This is a genomic window from Rahnella contaminans (genome assembly GCF_011065485.1).
GTDB classification, from domain to species: Bacteria; Pseudomonadota; Gammaproteobacteria; order Enterobacterales; family Enterobacteriaceae; genus Rahnella; species Rahnella contaminans.
Window position 1 is genome coordinate 52724 of sequence record NZ_JAADJS010000003.1, and the last position, 17183, is coordinate 69906.

General features: G+C 49.9%; 18 protein-coding genes. 4 read left to right on the plus strand and 14 right to left on the minus strand.

What is annotated here, in order from left to right:
- Positions 1-83: 83 nt before the first annotated feature.
- The gene (locus GW579_RS15035; RefSeq protein ID WP_152326773.1) at positions 84-650 is read left to right on the plus strand and encodes an antibiotic biosynthesis monooxygenase; all 567 of its coding nucleotides are present in this window, start codon (positions 84-86) and stop codon (positions 648-650) included.
- A 14-nt stretch (positions 651-664) separates the two neighbouring features.
- A complete protein-coding gene (locus GW579_RS15040) occupies positions 665-2536 on the plus strand; it encodes an amidohydrolase (RefSeq protein ID WP_165059824.1) in 1872 nt (623 codons plus the stop codon).
- 56 nt (positions 2537-2592) lie between these two features.
- Here the strand turns inward: GW579_RS15040 and GW579_RS15045 are convergent, their stop codons facing one another.
- The 6 genes from GW579_RS15045 to GW579_RS15070 all read right to left on the minus strand — a co-directional run bounded on the left by GW579_RS15045 (position 2593) and on the right by GW579_RS15070 (position 8664).
- Complete coding sequence (locus tag GW579_RS15045; protein WP_152326771.1) at positions 2593-3831, minus strand: MFS transporter; 1239 nt, start codon at positions 3829-3831, stop codon at positions 2593-2595.
- Positions 3832-3893: 62 nt separating this feature from the next.
- On the minus strand, positions 3894-5150 hold the full coding sequence (locus tag GW579_RS15050; RefSeq protein WP_165059826.1) for an ATP-grasp domain-containing protein: 1257 nt from the start codon (positions 5148-5150) through the stop codon (positions 3894-3896).
- A gap of 47 nt (positions 5151-5197) precedes the next feature.
- On the minus strand, positions 5198-5929 hold the full coding sequence (locus GW579_RS15055; protein ID WP_165059828.1) for an SDR family NAD(P)-dependent oxidoreductase: 732 nt from the start codon (positions 5927-5929) through the stop codon (positions 5198-5200).
- Positions 5926-6657, minus strand: a complete 732-nt coding sequence (gene hilB / locus GW579_RS15060; RefSeq protein ID WP_152326768.1) for a 3(1)-hydroxy-L-isoleucine 4-dioxygenase HilB — start codon at positions 6655-6657, stop codon at positions 5926-5928. Before hilB ends, GW579_RS15055 begins: the two co-directional genes overlap by 4 nt.
- Positions 6658-6719: 62 nt before the next feature.
- Positions 6720-7613: an L-isoleucine 3(1)-dioxygenase gene (gene hilA, locus GW579_RS15065; protein ID WP_152326767.1), complete on the minus strand. Its 894-nt coding sequence runs from the start codon at positions 7611-7613 to the stop codon at positions 6720-6722.
- Between the two features lie 79 nt (positions 7614-7692).
- On the minus strand, positions 7693-8664 hold the full coding sequence (locus GW579_RS15070) for an amino acid ABC transporter substrate-binding protein (protein WP_152326766.1): 972 nt from the start codon (positions 8662-8664) through the stop codon (positions 7693-7695).
- Positions 8665-8741: 77 nt separating this feature from the next.
- Between GW579_RS15070 and GW579_RS15075 the strand changes: the two genes are divergently transcribed.
- A complete protein-coding gene (locus GW579_RS15075) occupies positions 8742-9704 on the plus strand; it encodes a LysR family transcriptional regulator (RefSeq protein ID WP_206738941.1) in 963 nt (320 codons plus the stop codon).
- A 138-nt stretch (positions 9705-9842) separates the two neighbouring features.
- On the opposite strand, the gene cfa is transcribed toward GW579_RS15075, so the two are convergent.
- Genes cfa through GW579_RS15095 form a run of 4 tightly spaced genes read right to left on the minus strand, consistent with a single transcriptional unit; the run spans position 9843 to position 12292 of the window.
- On the minus strand, positions 9843-10985 hold the full coding sequence (gene cfa / locus GW579_RS15080) for a cyclopropane fatty acyl phospholipid synthase (protein ID WP_165059832.1): 1143 nt from the start codon (positions 10983-10985) through the stop codon (positions 9843-9845).
- Between the two features lie 31 nt (positions 10986-11016).
- Positions 11017-11361, minus strand: a complete 345-nt coding sequence (locus GW579_RS15085) for a hypothetical protein (protein ID WP_152326763.1) — start codon at positions 11359-11361, stop codon at positions 11017-11019.
- A gap of 36 nt (positions 11362-11397) precedes the next feature.
- A complete protein-coding gene (locus GW579_RS15090) occupies positions 11398-11829 on the minus strand; it encodes a PACE efflux transporter (RefSeq protein WP_152326762.1) in 432 nt (143 codons plus the stop codon).
- Between the two features lie 43 nt (positions 11830-11872).
- Positions 11873-12292 (minus strand): hypothetical protein, encoded by a 420-nt coding sequence (locus GW579_RS15095; protein ID WP_165059833.1) that lies wholly within the window; start codon positions 12290-12292, stop codon positions 11873-11875.
- A 474-nt stretch (positions 12293-12766) separates the two neighbouring features.
- Here GW579_RS15095 and GW579_RS15100 point away from each other — a divergent pair, with 474 nt between their 5' ends.
- On the plus strand, positions 12767-13558 hold the full coding sequence (locus GW579_RS15100; RefSeq protein ID WP_165059835.1) for an AraC family transcriptional regulator: 792 nt from the start codon (positions 12767-12769) through the stop codon (positions 13556-13558).
- Positions 13559-13704: 146 nt separating this feature from the next.
- Here GW579_RS15100 and chbG read toward each other — a convergent pair whose 3' ends face one another.
- The 4 genes from chbG to chbA all read right to left on the minus strand — a co-directional run bounded on the left by chbG (position 13705) and on the right by chbA (position 17132).
- Positions 13705-14466 (minus strand): chitin disaccharide deacetylase, encoded by a 762-nt coding sequence (gene chbG / locus GW579_RS15105; protein ID WP_165059837.1) that lies wholly within the window; start codon positions 14464-14466, stop codon positions 13705-13707.
- 47 nt (positions 14467-14513) lie between these two features.
- The gene (locus tag GW579_RS15110; RefSeq protein ID WP_152326758.1) at positions 14514-15857 is read right to left on the minus strand and encodes a 6-phospho-beta-glucosidase; all 1344 of its coding nucleotides are present in this window, start codon (positions 15855-15857) and stop codon (positions 14514-14516) included.
- A 76-nt stretch (positions 15858-15933) separates the two neighbouring features.
- Complete coding sequence (gene chbR / locus GW579_RS15115) at positions 15934-16770, minus strand: transcriptional regulator ChbR (RefSeq protein WP_152326757.1); 837 nt, start codon at positions 16768-16770, stop codon at positions 15934-15936.
- Between the two features lie 14 nt (positions 16771-16784).
- A complete protein-coding gene (gene chbA, locus GW579_RS15120) occupies positions 16785-17132 on the minus strand; it encodes a PTS N,N'-diacetylchitobiose transporter subunit IIA (RefSeq protein ID WP_152326756.1) in 348 nt (115 codons plus the stop codon).
- Positions 17133-17183: the final 51 nt, after the last annotated feature.

Consider the following 17183-nt stretch of genomic DNA (forward strand, 5'->3'; position numbering starts at 1 on the left):
CACCTATCATTGATTCAACTCGCCAACTAATATCATTTCATTGACCCGATAAATGATTTTATTTTCAACAGGTGAGGTGGTTAATGTCCCAGTCTCAAACCCACAAGCAACACGTCACGCTTGTCATTACGCACAAAGTTGCGCCTGCCCGTGAAGCAGAGTACGAAACCTGGCTGAATAAAATCATGCCGCAGGCGAGTACTTTTCCGGGCCATCTGGGTGTCAACGTTATCCGCCCGAGCCGCAGCGGCGATGCCTACACCATTCTGGTTCGCTTCGACACGCTGGAAAATCTCAACGCCTGGCACAAATCAGACCTGCGCAAGCAACTGGTGGATGAAGTCAGCCCGCTGCTTTTACAAAGCGACAGCACGGAAGTGCGTCCCGGTGCCGAATTCTGGTTCACCCCGCCCAGCGCCACGGTTCGTCCTCCGGCACGCTGGAAGCAATATCTGCTAACCCTGCTGGTAATTTACCCGTCAACGCACATCGTTCCCTGGTTTTGGGGTCTCTTTTTGCCGCAGCTCAAAGGCACGGAGGGCGGCCATTTACTCAATGACGCGTCCGTCGTTGCGCTGGTGGTATTCCTCTGGATGCCGATTATTACCCGAGTTTTCCATTCATGGCTGACGCGCACAACCGCGCAATGACAGGAGCTTTTCTAATGACTCGTTTTGCTTCCCTGATCTTAACTAACGGTAAATTCCACACGGTCGACCGCGAAAAACCGCTGGCGAACGCTGTGGCAATAAAAGACGGCAAATTCCTTGCCGTCGGCACAGAAAATGAAGTGATGCAGTTCGCCGATGCGGGTACGCAGGTGGTTGATTTGCAAGGTCACACGGCGGTTCCCGGCCTTAACGACTCGCACCTTCACCTGATCCGCGGCGGTCTGAATTACAATCTCGAATTACGCTGGGAAGGCGTACCTTCTCTGGCCGATGCGCTGCGGATGCTCAAAGATCAGGCCATGCGCACCCCAGGCCCGCAGTGGGTTCGCGTCGTGGGTGGCTGGACTGAATTTCAGTTCGCCGAACGCCGCATGCCCACGCTTGATGAAATCAATCAGGCTGCGCCGGATACGCCGGTTTTCATCCTGCATCTCTATGATCGCGCCCTGCTCAACCGCGCCGCACTGAAAGTGGTCGGTTACACCAAAGACACGCCAAACCCGCCGGGCGGTGAAATTCAGCGTGACAGCAACGGCAATCCGACAGGCATGCTGATTGCCAAACCGAACGCGATGATTTTGTACTCGACGCTGGCAAAAGGTCCGAAACTACCGCTGGAACAACAGGTGAACTCCACGCGCCAGTTTATGCGCGAACTGAACCGCCTCGGGCTGACCAGCGCCATCGATGCGGGCGGCGGTTTCCAGAACTATCCTGAGGATTATCAGATCATTGATGAACTTCATCAGAAAAATCAGCTGACCGTGCGCATCGCCTACAACCTGTTTACCCAGCGTCCGCAGCATGAGCTGGATGATTTCAAACTGTGGACTGATATGCTCAAACCCGGTCAGGGCACAGATTTCTACCGGCACAACGGCGCAGGCGAAATGTTAGTGTTCTCAGCGGCGGATTTTGAAGATTTCCTGCAACCGCGCCCGGATTTACCGCCGGGTACCGAAGTTGAGCTGGAGCGCGTGGTGCGTCATCTGGTGGAGCACCGCTGGCCATTCCGTCTGCACGCCACTTACGATGAGTCGATCAGCCGTATGCTGGATGTGTTTGAAAAAGTGAACAGCGATATTCCGTTTAACGGCCTGCACTGGTTCTTCGACCACGCAGAAACCATCACCGAACGGAATATCGAGCGCGTCAAAGCACTCGGCGGCGGCATTGCAGTACAGCATCGAATGGCATTCCAGGGGGAATATTTCGCAGACCGTTATGGCATTGAAGCCACCAAACACACGCCGCCGGTGGCGAAAATGTTGTACGCCGGACTACCTGTCGGGCTGGGCACCGACGCCACCCGCGTCGCAAGCTACAATCCGTGGACGGCGCTGTACTGGCTGGTTTCCGGCCGCACGGTCGGCGGAATGGCGATGTACGATGATGACGCCAGAATAGACCGCGAAACCGCGCTGATGCTGTGGACGCAGGGCAGCTCATGGTTTTCCAGCGAGCAGGGTAAAAAAGGACAGATTAAAGCCGGACAATTGGCGGATCTGGCGGTGCTTTCTGAAGATTTCTTCAGCGTGCAGGAAGAACTCATTAAGGGCATCGAATCGGTGATGACCGTGGTTGACGGCAAAGTGGTTTACGCGGCAGGCAGTTTCTCACCGCTTGCCCCACCTGCAATTCCGGTTTTACCAGACTGGTCACCGGTCACGAAAGTGCCGGGCCATTACCGGTCAGCGCCGCCGCAAGGTGCCGCGCGCGTCGGGCTGGTACGTCAGGCTCATCAGTGCGCCGGACCCTGTGGCGTGCATAAACACAGTCACGATATCGCCCGCGGTTCGGATGTGCCGGTTTCTGACGACAACGCCTTCTGGGGCGCATTGGGATGTTCGTGTTTCTCTTTCTGATGGTGTTGTTTTAGCAAATACACCCCTTACCCGGCCGGGTAAGGGGTCATTCCGTTTTAAACCTGCGGCTGCGCAATCACTGGCGGTAACCAGCTGCGGTAGCCAAAGGCGCGGCGACCGACGACGATCAGCACCAGCCCTAATGCCAGCGCGAAAGCCAGGATAATGGCGATGATTTGCAGTGGCATAAAACTGCCCGCCAGCGCCGTTACCGCCAGACCACTGACCGGCACCGAACACATATTCATCAGACCAATCAGCCCCATGGTTTTGCCCAGATGCTCTTGTGGAATAATCTGGCTGCGTAAGGTACGCAGGTAAACGCTGAATGCGCCGTCGAAGGCCATCAGCACCGCATAACCCACCAGATACATCGCGAAATCGAGTGACAGCGACATCAGCGCGCCAGACAAAATCATCCCGCAAAATGACAGCGTTCCCAGCGTCGAGAGACCAAACCGTTTGGCAATACGCGGCACAAAGATAAACGTCACAATGGTAACCAGCGCGGCAGAAGTTTGTAATACGCCAAAATAGCTTTCCGGCAGGTGGAATTCTTTGAGGATCACCGCCGCACTCACCACCAGCGCCGCCCCGTAGACCAGATTCACCACCCAGGTCAGCGCACACAGATGCAGCAGGATTTTATTTTGCTTAAGCACCTGAATCGCCGTCAGGTTCGACTCCACAATCGAGCGGAAACTCATCTTCTCAGCAACCACCAGATCGTGTGTTTCGAGGAACAGATAGTTGATGGCCGAGATGGCAAACAGCACGGCGGCACAGGCTAAAATTGCCCCGACGCCGCCGTACACCGAAATGGCCACCGCCAGCGCCGGGCCGAGCACTTGCGTAATCTGATCTACGCCTTGCAGCATGGAATGCGCTTTCGGCAAAGTACTGGCCGGAATATGGCGCGGCAACAGCGCTTCAGTGGCGACAAAGTTGAGCACATAGGCGACTGACAGCAGTGCCATCATGACGGCCAGCACCGGAAACGTGGCGCTGGGATGAAAAGTCAGGGTCAGGAAGGCCACCACCATCAATACCGAACGCCCTGCTTCTACGTTGAAGAAGATAAAGCGCGGTTTGATACGGTCTGCCAGAAAACCAGACAGCGGGAAAAACAGAATGCGCGGCAGCCATTCAATGACGAAAGCCAGCGAAGAAAAGGTCAGAGATCCGGTGGCTTTCAGAATCGCCAGCGGAACGGCAAACAGCAGGAACTGATCGCACAGTGACCCGGCAAAGCGGGAAAAGACAAAACGTTTTAATCCAAAACGATCACTGTTCATATCATCACTATCCTTAAAAGAGTTCAGGGGCCACCGGCGCAGGCACGGCGGCCCGGTTAATATCAGGCCTGACGGAGCGTAAACAGCGAACGCGCGTACTGATCGGCAATCGTTAAATGCTCATCAAAACCTGGTTCCGCGGCACGCTGAGGCCAGAAATACTCCACCGAACCTTCGCGGGTTTTCCACGACACCAGCTTTTTCGACGTATCCAGCGGCTTAGCCGTGATCTGCATATTCACTACGTGGTCTGGCAAGCTGGTGGGCAAAGTGACTTTTTCTATCACACCTTCGTCGGCTTTAATGAAAGCCACGGCGCTGAGACCGCGGGGCTTCAGGGTGTCAGGCAGGGGTTTAAGTTTGTTCAGATGGCTGAGCACGTGCAGTTCATAAGGATTGATGCCGTAAGTTCTTTCCAACAGATCCATGATGGTATCGCCACCGGTGCGCGCCCCCACTTCAATGATTTTGATTTCACCCGCCGGAGTAATACGCGCTTCAAAGTGCGCCACACCGTAGCGGATCCCCAGCGCATGGCAGGCACGTTCGGCGATGTCACGCAGTTTCTGATTGTCACTGTGCAGCGACGGCATGCTGTGGCCCACTTCGACGAAATTCGGCTCTTCGCCCAGGTATTTGTCGGTCACTGCCATCGCGCGATGATAGTCGCCCTGATTGATCACCTCGACGCTGACTTCCTGCCAGGCCGGAACATATTCCTCGACCTGGAAGAGATCTTCCGGCGCAAAAGATTCACCGTTCAGTGAAATCACATCGGTTACACATTTGCCGAATACTTCTTCGATTTCGTCTTCGCGGCTGATTTTTAATACGCCCAGGCTGCCCGCCATTTCACGCGGCTTAATCACTACCGGCAGACCAATCTCTGCGATCAGTTTTTTGAGTTCGTTTAAGGTGCGAAACGCTGCGAAGCGAGGCACCGGCAGGCCAGCGGCTTGCAGGATTTGCTTCATGACAAACTTGTCGCGGCAGTTGGTGATCGTCTGGCTGTCGTTCCCGTGCAGCTGGTAATGCCCGGTCAGCAGGCTGGCGGCGCGCACCGTGAAGTCGTTCATCGGGATCACCGCCGCAGGGGTTTCACCGGTCTGGCGTTCATGAGTCTGGACCGCGCGCAGCACAGCCTCAGCGTCCGCGACGTCGCCCGGCAAAAAACCGTCGAAGAATTTGATTGTCGGCGTGGTGCGGTTTTTCGCCATGGTCAGAACCCGCATGCCGCCAGACGCCCGTAAGGCACCGGCTAAAACACGCTCACGTAAAGCAAACTCACCGCCGAGGATCAGAATATAGGTGTTGTTCATGTTAAAACTCCTGCAAGTCATAAGTGGCCGTTATGCCGGCCATCGGATTAAAGCTCTTTACCAATCGTCCAGCCGCCATCGATAACCAGTGTTGAACCGGTCACAAATCGCGCTTCTGGCGAGGTGAGATACATCGCCGCTTGTGCCACATCCTGCGTTTCGCCCAGCACCGGCAGGTACTGACCGCGCTGGATCTTCTCCATCTGCGCCGGATTGTCGTAATAAGGCTCCGTCAGCGGCGTGCGGATAACCCCGGGCGCAATGGCATTCACCCGGATCTGATGTCTGCCGTATTCCAGCGCCAGTTGTTTCGTCAGGCCGATCACCGCGTGTTTTGATGAGACATACGCGGTGCGATCCGGCTCGCCCATCAGCCCCGATACCGAGGCGATATTGACGGCATTGCCCGGCAAGTTTTGGCGAACCAGTTGCTGGCAAAAGGCCCGCCCGGCAACGAAGCTGGCGGTCACGTTGACGGCAAAAACGCGTTCCCACAGCGACAGCGATAACTCATCTATACGGCAGATTTCGCGGGTGCCGGCACAGTTAATTAAGACGTTATTTCCGCTGGCGTACTCTGCCGTTTCAAACAAGGCATCGAGGCGTACGGAGTCGGTAATATCCAGCTGATGGTGAGAGTAGTCAGGTTCATCGGTGAAAACGGACGGGGCACTGTCAATGCCTTCGACCACGTAACCGGCAGCCAGATAGGTCGTCACCATCGATTTGCCGATCCCACTGGATGCGCCAGTAATAAAAGCTTTATGTTTCAGTCTCATGCCGCCTCTCCCTCAGTACGCTGGAACGTGACCAGGATAATGTCGCGCACCGCAGTCTCTCCGGGTTCGCGGCAACCGACCGGCGTCACGGCATGGTATTTGTCGTGATTCACCACCAGCGTGTCGAACAAGTTCTCAAGGCGCAGCACCCGCTCAATGTTTTTAGGGTTCGGCGCAATCAGATTGTCGCCACCGAGCATGTTGGCGGAGGCGTGGATCAGATGTACGAACACCACGTCTTCATCATCTTTATGCAGCCACACGGGCGAGCTGTAGGCGGGTGCGTCGCACTGTGCTTCGTAGCGGAACAGATGAATGCCGACGGTCAGTTCTTCGAGCGCCCCGATACGTTCATAGGCTTCAACAAAAGCGATATCGTCTTGCAAAATTGCCTGCATCAGACGGTTTGCGGTGATATTTTCCGGCAATAAAGGATATTGACGAATAATACCGCCGGTATCCGGATTGTATTTTTTAGTTTGCTTATAGGCTGTGAAATGACCGAAAAACAGTTTCCCTTCTGCGTCGCGACGGCATTGCGCATATCCGCGCCAGCGGTTGCCCGGAGAATAAGGATCCAGCGTCAGACTTTCGTACGCCAGTTTTAGCTGTTCCAGATCAGAAAGAAAAATATCTTTATTTTCGTAATGGGTATCAGGCAATGCCTGATAATAACTGCCGGGAATAAAAGCGTATCCTCCGGCGGCAAGATGATTAACATGTTTCATATCAGACTCATTATTAATTCAGAATACAGAGAGAATAAATTGCCGCTGTTAATGCATTCCGGCTATGTCCAATACACCACTTTGCTATTATTAAGTCTGCCAATAAAGCGCCCGGCGGTAAGGCGACTTCCCTGACTCACACTGCTTACACCGTGCAAATGACAGGCGTTCATAAAGTAAATATCACCGGCGTTCAGTTGCACGGATAACGACTCCACGCCCTGGAGCAGATGGGGTGGATATGGATAACCGGTGTCCGTCACACCAAAGCGTGCACGGCAAAGTTCGTCCGGGTCGAGGTTCCACATTTTCAGCTCGCCGCCGCCCTGCGCCGCTTCCAGACACACGTTGAAAGCAGTCACTGTCATTGCATTGGCAATTTCAAAGTTATCCTGAAGCGCAAACTTAAGCTGGGCGCGGTCTTCATGCGGCATCAGCGACATAGCACCGTTATCCAGCCAGCGCCGGAATGTGGCAAAACAGGCGTAAGTATTTTTATAACGCGCCGGACCAAAGTGAATGCCTTCCTCGAGGAATAAATCTTCCAGCGTGCGGTTAAGGAACAGGGATTCTGTGGCATATGTGTCGGTCACCGACATCAGTTCGGCGACGCTGGCATTCACCCGGTTCACTTCCGCCATATATTGTTCGCCATTACGTGAGAACTGCGTAGCGCCTATCTGGTTGGTCAGTACGAAACCGTCATCCGCACGGTTTCCACCGCCGTTACGATTCACCATCTTATTGAAGTTTTCAGCCACATCCTGGCAAATCTGTTTATTCGCGAAATTACGAATAACATATAAAACATTGCCCTGATGATGGCCATGCAGAATAATATTTCTGATAACGCTGGCATCGACATTATCGGGCTGCGTCTCTAAATAACCGAAATTATTTTTCACCAAGCCAGACAAAATCATTTCTTGCTGTTTTTCAGCCAATAGTTCACTCATGATGTTCCTGCCAAAGAATATTTAAAGGATAACCGCGCAAAAATAACGTAACAGAATTAAGGTAAATATAAATCAGAGACTATATAAATAAAGGCGAATACAACATCCCACCCTGCGACCATAAATTATTATCCCGACGCGCCTGATTCAGCTCTGAGTATTTCCCCAGATTGCGCTGGAATATCTCGCCGTAGTTGCCTACCTGATGAATAATCTCACGAATAAATTCAGGGCGCAGGCCCAGATTCTTACAATTCTGTTCTGACGGGTACAGGAAGGTCTTCAGATAACCCGTCGCCTCCTGACTCATTTCATGAATATTCTTGCTGCTGACTTGCAGGTTTTCCGCTTCAATCAGCGCACGCATGATCCAGGTTACCGCTTTCAGCCACTGCGGGTCATTCGATGCAACCGCCGGTGACATGGTTTCCAGTGAGATACGATCTTGCAAGATAATGTGCGCCTCTTTGTCCGTCAGCTGAGCGCGTTCACCGGCCAGCAGATAGGAGTCGAGACAATAGATATTGCATTCACCATGCTGATAAGCCTGGCGTGCCTGAGACGGCGAATCAAACAGACTGATTTCGCAGGACAGGTTTAAATTTCCAAAATAGCGCTTCAGATTTTCTTCGGTTGTTGAACCGCGCATGGCCGCTATCCGGCGCTTGCGGGTATAACTTGCCTGTTCGACCGGCTCGAGCAAATTACTGGCCGGCGTCATCAGTACTTCACCGTCAAACAGCATCGGGTGAACGAAAGTGACCTCTGATTCCGCCTCACGCTGGAAGGTAATACTGGAGTTAAACGAACCCAGATCAATCACCCCATCACGCAGCGCCCTGAAGCGGTCACCAGACTGCAAGGGCATGTAATGGATTTTTCCTGCATCGCCAAACACAGCGACCGCCACTGCCCGGGCTAAATCAATGTCGAAACCTTCCCAGCAATTCTTGACTGCGTTACGAAACGACAACCCTCTAAAACCCAGACTAACGCCAACATTTAGCACATCACGCTGGCGGATCATTTCAATTACCGTTTGGTTTGACATAGCTAACCCATTAAATAAATTGACTATTATGGCCGATTTGCACCAGATGATACCTCTGTTGAACATCATACGGCTTGATGCTAATTTGGCTAGATATCCCAGAAACAAAAGAGCTATGCGTGAAGAACACAAGTGAGTTAGCAGAACTGCTTCCCAGTTTGTCCGTTTTTATTCAGGTGGTTGAAAAAGGAAGCTTTTCATCGGCAGGAAGGGAGACTTCGCTGGCGCCCTCGTCAGTAAGCCGGATGATTGACAGGCTGGAAAAACGCCTCAATGTGGTGTTATTTACCCGCTCCACGCGATCGGTCACGACGACCGAGGTCGGGCTCGAGATCTACCGGCAGGCGCAGGCCGTATTATCCGCCACGCAGGCGCTCTTCTCTCAGGCAGACAGTTTCAGTGATACCCCTCAGGGGGTTTTGCGTATCACCGCGCCGAATACGCTGGGTAAAATTCTGCTCACCCCGTTTCTGCCCGCGTTTTTGCGCCGTTACCCGGAGATTAATGTCGAGCTGACGTTGTCTGACCGGGTCAGTAATCTGGCGCAGGACGCTTACGACCTGGCACTGCGTGTCACCGAAAGCCCGCCGGAAAATATGGTGGCCCGCGCCCTGATGCCGATCGATTACGTATTGGTTTGCGCCGCGGATTACGACGAAGTGCTGCCGGATTTCCCCGCCGGACTCATCAAACACAACATTTTTTTCCCTGATGAACGGCAATTTCGCGGCGCATGGCGCTTCTGGCAGAATGAAATCATGGAAAGTGTGACGCTGGTTCCGCGGCTGATGATCAATAACAGCGACGCCATGATCGACGCCATTCTGCAAGGCGTCGGCATTGCGCTGATCCCCACTTTTATCGCCAACCGGTATATCGCCAGCGGTAAATTGCGCCGCGTTTTACCTGACTGGCGCGTGGAAAACCCCCTGCCACGCAACACTTACGCGATCACCCTGCCCAACAAACTCCTGCCGCTTAAAACGCGGGTATTTATCGATGATTTTATGCAATGGATTAAAGCGGAAGGACGGATTTAGGTCAGACTCAAGGCGCCTCTTGCAATGGCCAATATTCAGCTGATAGGCAATATTGCAGACTGGGTTGATCGGTCGCCGTTACGCTGAAGTTGGCCTGTGGCGAGCTGTCGGTTTCAACCCAGAATTTTTGCATTATTATTAACGGGGGACGATCAAACCGCCTTCTAACCCTCTTGTAAAGACGACCTGCCAGAGCTGAATATCGCGAGATCTGAAAGCGCCTGCACATGAATTTAAATAATAGGTAAACATCCTTTTAAACCTTTCTGAATAATTTCCTTCGATATGCTTCCAGGAGGCCAGAAATCGTTCATTCCATGCCATCAGCGTTTTGTCATAATCTGGACCGAAATTATGTACATCTTCGATAACAAAATATCTTTCACTGGCTGAGGCGATATGTGCAAGAGAAGGCAGGCATCCGTTAGGGAAAATATACTTATTAATCCAGGGATCGACGTTGACCTCTGTTTTGTTAGCACCAATCGTGTGCAATAAGAAAATACCTTCTGGTTTTAGATTTTTATCCACCACTTCGAAGTAAGTCGCATAATTTTTAGGTCCTACATGTTCAAACATTCCGACAGAAACGATGCGGTCAAATTTCCTGTCAAGCTCCCTGTAATCCTGAAGCAGAATTTCGACATCAAAACTGGCGCAGCGCACTTCCGCCATTTTTTGCTGTTCAGCTGATATCGTAATCCCTGTGACTTTCGCACCATAATGTTCAGCAGCGTATGCCGCCAGCCCTCCCCAGCCACAACCAATATCCAGCAGACTCATCCCTTTTTCTAACTTCAACTTCTCACAAATCAATTTAAGTTTATTTTGCTGTGCCTGATATAAGTTATCTGCGTTTTTCCAGTAACCACAAGAGTATTGCATCCAGGGATCGAGCATCAGACAAAAAAGGTCATTACCAAGATCGTAGTGTTCTTTACCAACTTTCAGGGCTCCTTTTTTTGATTGAAAATTTATGAAGCGGGCCCCGGCCACTCTGATAATATCTTTCAAATTATCCGGTACGCGGGACTGTAAATCTGCATTAATGATTTTGGTAAAAAACACATCAAGTCGCGCACAATCCCACCACCCGTCCATGTAACTCTCACCCAATGCCAGCGATCCCCTTTTTAAAACACGTTTATAGAATTTTGGGTTTTTGACATGAATATCATGCTTCTCACCCCCGTCAATCTCGATCCCTGCGTCATCAAGGAGCTCACGGCAGATTCTCTGCCATTCGTTATAGTCCTTAGGTACGATCATATTTTTTTTCATTAGCGTGCCTTTTGAATAAAACCCCTAAAATTCATGATTTCTTCTTGCAATTATAAATAAAATCCCTGGATCGCTGTGTTATCTGCTGTATTTCCTTTGTTGTTAATCCCTGCCGATAAAGATGCATAATTTTTTCTTTATCTGACTCGACATTTTTATATCTGTCTGGATGGGACTTTAGTTTCTCCCTCTGAATGTCGATTTTTTGTTGAATAGCGCGCGTAAGACGATTCAAGTTACGCATCGCCTGATCTCTGTCGTGCTTACTTAACTTTGGATTAATCGAAATATCCTGCCAGATTGTTATTGCTCTTCGTAAGAGCCCCTTACTTTCCAGAGTACTGGCCTTGAATTTTAATAAATCCACACCATTCATATTTGCAACCTCTTCAATTCAATGAGAATCATTAATCTATTCATTCGCCAAAAATCTCCAACGTATATAGTCATAGACCCAGTTAAAAATTAACGTATAAGGTAAGAAAATAAATATTAACCCTATTTCAACCCCAAATGCCTCCGTCATCGTTAACTCAAGTAAAAACATCGCGACAGGAGTGAGTGAAAGAACAAGTACGGTTTCAAAGATGACGGCATGCAAAACTCTGATCGGGAAGCTTCTCTCAAATAAAAACTGCTTCTGAATCTCATCAAAAATCTTATTGAATACGTAATTCCAGACCGTTGCAGTTAAAGCAGAGATGAATGATAACGTTCCGGACTGTATCAAAGAAACTTTCAGACTGTAGGCGAGGAAAATGGCTATTACAACATTCCCAAGTACTTCGAAAAGAACAGCATGTAAAATCCTTTCCGGCGTACTCTTATTCAACTCCACTTTCATCTCAATGCGCCTCAAATTACACCAATAAATTTCTATTAATACGTTAGCTTGCTGATAACATCGCCACCATTCCAGCCCCAAACGCTAAACCCACTACAGCCGTCACAACCACGACGGTGGTAACTACACCTGTACCGACAGCAGCAGCTGTTTTTCCTTTGGATATTTCTTTACGCTTAAGTGAAACGAGATCCGACAAATTAATCACGAGTCCATCATCACTGATTAATGTTTGTGGTGTTGTTCTTTTCACAGTGAGTGTACCGCTACTTCCGTTACGCAATGAATATTGCACAACATCACCTCCGTACAAAGGTGGATCAATTTTATAATAGGTATAATCAGACGAAGCAGAAAAAGTGTGGACTTGTTGTTGACTCAATTCGAGTGACTTATAGCTTGAACAACCGGACACAGACAGTATTGCAACGATGACAGAAGAAAGTAATAAAGTATGTTTCATAATTTTTCTGATTTAATAAAATGACGTTACCGCATGCAGATAAAGAAAAAATCATTAAAAATGCGGGGAATTAATAGATAAATATATCCAGACGATCGCATTCCCACCACCCGTCTATATAACTTTCACCCAGCCCCAAAAGACCCTGTAGCATAATGCGCTTGAAGAAGCCGTGATGGCGTATTCTGATATCCCAGGGACGGATTCCCTCTATCCGAATATCAGCTTTCTGTAAAAGGTCCATTCCCATGAGTGGCCATGGGTCATACCTTGCATGCTGAGTAACGGAGGAAAAATATTTCAAAATTCACCTATTTAATCAATTACTTGCACAATTCATTGCGGACAGGGATTTCATTACCCACAACAATTCATGGGAATTATTATTATCTATAAATGTTGTAAATGTATTATCATGACAGGACAATCTTTATCGATAAGAAGTCTAAGCAAGATGTTCTCGGGGAATCGGCAATGAAAGCCTCAGTGAAAAGAAATTGGGTTTCATCGCAGGACTATCCAATGCCCAAGGTGCGCCGTCCTGTTCATTTTCGCTCTTATTTAATTAAATCAAATACGGGCGTCTTACCACATACTCATGAATTTGCACAATTTCACTGCGCCCGAAAGGGAAATATGCGTCTTGAGACTGCCGATAATTGCTGGATTGTCCCTTCACATTATGGGATCTGGATCCCCGCTTATATGGAGCATACCGTGTGGGCCATGGATGATGTATTCCTTGAAAGTCTGGATATCGAAACAGATGTCGTAGACGAGACCATCACCATGTGTAAAGCCGTGACCATCAGTGACGTTGCAAAAGAACTCATCCATTATGCATCCGAAACCATTCCGGAGTTATACGATGAACATGGGAAAGACGGCAAGCTGGTCAGTGTCTTGCTGGATATTATCTTTAATTTACCGCAAGTGGATTTTGTCCTTCCCTGGCCGCAAAGTCCGGCGTTAAACGAAATGTGCCGTACTATATTGGAATCACCCGGTTCTGAGCATTTTATTGAATTCTGGTCAGCCAGAGTGGGCATGTCTACGCGGAACTTTTCAAGAAAGTTTAAAAAGGAAACCGGTTTATCATTTAGTCTCTGGAAACAGAAAATGCGGATATTTGAGTCTGTGATCATGCTTAAACAAAGTAAAAGCGTCACGACAATAGCGCTCGAAATGGGGTACTCAAGTACAGCAGCGTTCAGCTATTCATTCAAAAGTGTTTTGGGCGTCCCTCCTACTGAATATTCCGTGTAAAGCAGGCCCCCGCCGATATCGTGTTTACCCAGATAGCATAACGAATGTGCGTAGAATGAAATTTGGACTGCCCCCCAATCCTTGCGTTTCCGGCAAACATCAGGGAGGCCTTAACTCGTTAACATTGAAGGGTTTGCTACAAAAACCTATAAATCCTTAAACGTCCCCAGCCTGAACCTGCGCTCTGCAATCGCCTGTTTCAGCGATGCGGACGTCAGAACATCCAGCTCAGCCAGCCGCGGATAGCAATATTTGCTCGCCAGGATCGTGTTATCGATAAACGAAGGATGGCACATGATTTCCACGGACTCGTCGCCGCGCGCGGTGGCCTGATCCAGCGTATTCAGAAACAGCGCTTCTGAAATCGCTTCGCCGTAGAAAGTGCTGTCGAAACCCTGCGTGCTTTTCGCGCCGCGCAGAACAATTTCGCCCTTCCTGATTTCATCGCGGTCGATGCGTATCGCCACGCCTTGTTCTTTCGCAAAAGCTTCCACAATCGGAAATATTGGCGCAAGCAGATGCACATGATGATGGCTGTCGATATGCGTGGGAAGACGGCCAAAAAGTTCTACAAACCGTGCAAACTGGGCTTTCAGCTCCTGCTTAATTTCATCAAGAGGCAGCGTGCCCTGCTCCGCCATTTCCCAGATCCATTTTCCCAGTTCACCGTTCTCGCGCACCAGACCGGGCATCGGAGAAAGCGGTTTTCCCAGCGTCAGGACAAAATGCATCCCGACGGCCAACCCCGGATTTGCCGCGCTCAGCGCCGCAGCGTGTCCGATGGTTGGCATATTCATCATCGCCGTGGTGGACGTCACGACGCCATTGCTGAACGCGTCGATAATCCCGTAATTCTGCGCTTTGCACAGCCCGAAATCGTCGGCGTTCACAATCAGTAATTTATCCATAAGCGTCCCTTTTTAACGCGCCCTCCTTTTTACGGGAGGGCGGCGGATTATTTCAGCGCGGCAATGGTATCGGCAAAGTTGGGCAGCAGCGCTTCATGGGCGAGCAACATTTCCCGCGCCAGTATTTCAGCATCTTTATCGGAATGAATCAGCGGGCTGAGGTTCAGCGCCAGCAGGACATCATTGAATTTTCCGCTCAGTGCCGCCTCGCTGGCCGCGATTTCGAAGCCTTTAATCGTGTAGATCAGGCCGAGCACTTTATCGTCAAAATGCGTGACCCGCGGATGCGGTTTCGCGCCGTCGCGGCCAATCGTGCAGGTCATTTCCACTGCCCAGTCCGCCGGAATATTATCAATATGGCCGTTGTGCGGGAAGTTGACGTACTGCTCGGTCTGCTTGTCGTTGTAAATCGCGCTGATCACTTCGCAGGCCGCGTCGGAATAATACGCGCCGCCGCGCAGTTCCAGCTCTTTCGGTTTGACGTTCAGCTCCGGATTTTTGTACAGATCGAAGAGTTGTTTCTCGACTTTCTGTACCACGGTTGCCCGCGCGCCGCCCTTGTAAAATTCGCCCATTTCAATCGCCAGCATCTCTTTCTGCTTGAAGTAATACAGCAGATACGAGCATGGCAGAAGGTTCAGCGAGCGGATCAACCCTTCGCTAAATGGTAAATCAAAGATATTTTTCACCGAACCGGCGGTCAGTGTGCCGGACGCCACGCCGTCGAGCAGCTCTGCAAAACGGGATTCGCCGTTAACCAGCACGTCTTTGATGAACACCATGTGGTTCAGGCCAAAGAGGTCGATCGACAAATCGTCTTCAGCTGACAGTTTCAGCACATCCTGAATGAACATTTTCATGCCAACAGGAATGTTGCAGACGCCGATGAATTTTTTGAATTGGGTGTGACGGAATACCGCTTCTGTCACCATGCCCGCCGGGTTAGTGAAGTTAATCACCCAGGCATCAGGGCAGATTTCTTCGACATCTTTGATGATGTCAAAAATCACCGGAATTGTGCGTAAGCCTTTAAATAACCCGCCCGCACCGTTGGTTTCCTGCCCCAGATAACCGTGGCTCAGCGGGATACGTTCATCAAGTTCACGCGCTTTTAATTGACCGACGCGCAGCTGCGTAGTGACGAAATCAGCCCCGGCCAGCGCTTCACGGCGATCCAGCGTTTTATGTATTTCAATTGACACACCCGCGCGTTCAACCATACGCACGCACAGATCGTAAATAATATCCTGTTTGGCTTTTCCGCCTTCAACATCGACCAGCCACAATTCGGTAATCGGTAACTCGTCGTAACGCTTAATAAAGCCTTCAAGTAATTCAGGGGTATAACTGCTTCCGCCACCAATGGTGACCACTTTCAGTTTTTTACGCATAGGGACTCCCGTGCAATAATAATGCACTGTAAATTACAAAACCGATTAATTTAAAAATCCAAATAAAAATGGATATTTAGTTAATGCTGAATAATTTCTTTCTGTAATGATTCGGCGTAAATGAAGTCAGCTTTTTGAAATTCTTAATAAACATACTCGGGCTGCTGTAACCGGACTCAAATGCAATATCGGTGACGGAGTAGTTCGTAATTTCCAGCTGCTTCTTCGCAAAATCAATACGAATCTCATTGATAATCTGCATCGGCGTTTTGCCGTAATGGCGCTGAGTGGCACGGGTCAGATATTCCTGAGACTTACCGGATAACTGCACCATATTGGATAATGCCTTGTCTCCGAAACGCGATTTATCATGCATTTTCTCAACCGCCATCGTCAGCCAGCCCGGAATATCCGCGGTCACTTCCGATTCACGATGGTGGCGCAGACGGTTAACGATATAAAACGTTACCATCTCAAGAAATTCATTAAACTCGCCGTTACGAAAGTTAAGGGACGCCGTGACGGACTCAATATAATTCAGAAATTCGTGGTTTATTTTATAAACCTGCGACGCAATAAACTGTGCCGGTAACAGGGTCAGATAATGCTGCTCAAAAAAAGCTTTACTGATGCCGACATTCAGTATTCTTGTCGCGCCAAATTCATAAAAGCTTTGATGATTCGAACCCAGAGGAATAAAAACAAAATCTCCGCGCTCCAGCAATACCCTTTTCCCGTTGACGTTCTGGTAATACCGCCCCGTCAGCACAACGGTAAATTCGTAGTAATCATGTTCATGCAGCCCGGAAATACTCTCTACTTTGTTGTAGATGAACATGTGGAAATTTTGACCGTCGAAGAGTTGATTTTCGCGCGCTGTCTTGATTTCCATGCTCAATACCTGTGGCTGCATCCTGGATCCCTACGTTATTTTATTTTCTCATGAAGCTCAATGAGTTCTGCAATCAGTTCGCGGGCCAGCATCGACGTCATCAGATGATCCTGCGCATGGACCAGCACCAGGCTGACTTTGGTTTTCCCTTCACCCTGATCACCTTCAATCAGTTTGGTCTGCACCAGATGCGCCTCGTTCAGCGCCATTTTTGACTGCGCCATCACCGCGCGCGCTTGCTCAAAATCGCCCTCTTTGGCTTTTTTCAGCGCCGCGTACGCCAGGCTACGCGCCTGTCCGGAGTTAATAATTAACCCCATCACCACTTCTTCCAGATCCTGCAATTCAGTTTCAGTCTCAACAATGCTGTCTAAATCAAACATGTTTATCTCTCCTTGAAAGTCCGCTGAATGGCGGGGCTGCTTTCGCCCCGC

Excerpts from the sequence above, each read along its gene's own strand:
- GW579_RS15035 (WP_152326773.1), top strand. The coding sequence starts at position 84 with ATGTCCCAGTCTCAAACCCACAAGCAACACGTCACGCTTGTCATTACG.
- GW579_RS15040 (WP_165059824.1), top strand. The coding sequence starts at position 665 with ATGACTCGTTTTGCTTCCCTGATCTTAACTAACGGTAAATTCCACACG.
- GW579_RS15045 (WP_152326771.1), bottom strand. The coding sequence starts at position 3,831 with ATGAACAGTGATCGTTTTGGATTAAAACGTTTTGTCTTTTCCCGCTTT.
- GW579_RS15050 (WP_165059826.1), bottom strand. The coding sequence starts at position 5,150 with ATGAACAACACCTATATTCTGATCCTCGGCGGTGAGTTTGCTTTACGT.
- GW579_RS15055 (WP_165059828.1), bottom strand. The coding sequence starts at position 5,929 with ATGAGACTGAAACATAAAGCTTTTATTACTGGCGCATCCAGTGGGATC.
- hilB (WP_152326768.1), bottom strand. The coding sequence starts at position 6,657 with ATGAAACATGTTAATCATCTTGCCGCCGGAGGATACGCTTTTATTCCC.
- hilA (WP_152326767.1), bottom strand. The coding sequence starts at position 7,613 with ATGAGTGAACTATTGGCTGAAAAACAGCAAGAAATGATTTTGTCTGGC.
- GW579_RS15070 (WP_152326766.1), bottom strand. The coding sequence starts at position 8,664 with ATGTCAAACCAAACGGTAATTGAAATGATCCGCCAGCGTGATGTGCTA.
- GW579_RS15075 (WP_206738941.1), top strand. The coding sequence starts at position 8,742 with ATGCTAATTTGGCTAGATATCCCAGAAACAAAAGAGCTATGCGTGAAG.
- cfa (WP_165059832.1), bottom strand. The coding sequence starts at position 10,985 with ATGAAAAAAAATATGATCGTACCTAAGGACTATAACGAATGGCAGAGA.
- GW579_RS15085 (WP_152326763.1), bottom strand. The coding sequence starts at position 11,361 with ATGAATGGTGTGGATTTATTAAAATTCAAGGCCAGTACTCTGGAAAGT.
- GW579_RS15090 (WP_152326762.1), bottom strand. The coding sequence starts at position 11,829 with ATGAAAGTGGAGTTGAATAAGAGTACGCCGGAAAGGATTTTACATGCT.
- GW579_RS15095 (WP_165059833.1), bottom strand. The coding sequence starts at position 12,292 with ATGAAACATACTTTATTACTTTCTTCTGTCATCGTTGCAATACTGTCT.
- GW579_RS15100 (WP_165059835.1), top strand. The coding sequence starts at position 12,767 with ATGAAAGCCTCAGTGAAAAGAAATTGGGTTTCATCGCAGGACTATCCA.
- chbG (WP_165059837.1), bottom strand. The coding sequence starts at position 14,466 with ATGGATAAATTACTGATTGTGAACGCCGACGATTTCGGGCTGTGCAAA.
- GW579_RS15110 (WP_152326758.1), bottom strand. The coding sequence starts at position 15,857 with ATGCGTAAAAAACTGAAAGTGGTCACCATTGGTGGCGGAAGCAGTTAT.
- chbR (WP_152326757.1), bottom strand. The coding sequence starts at position 16,770 with ATGCAGCCACAGGTATTGAGCATGGAAATCAAGACAGCGCGCGAAAAT.
- chbA (WP_152326756.1), bottom strand. The coding sequence starts at position 17,132 with ATGTTTGATTTAGACAGCATTGTTGAGACTGAAACTGAATTGCAGGAT.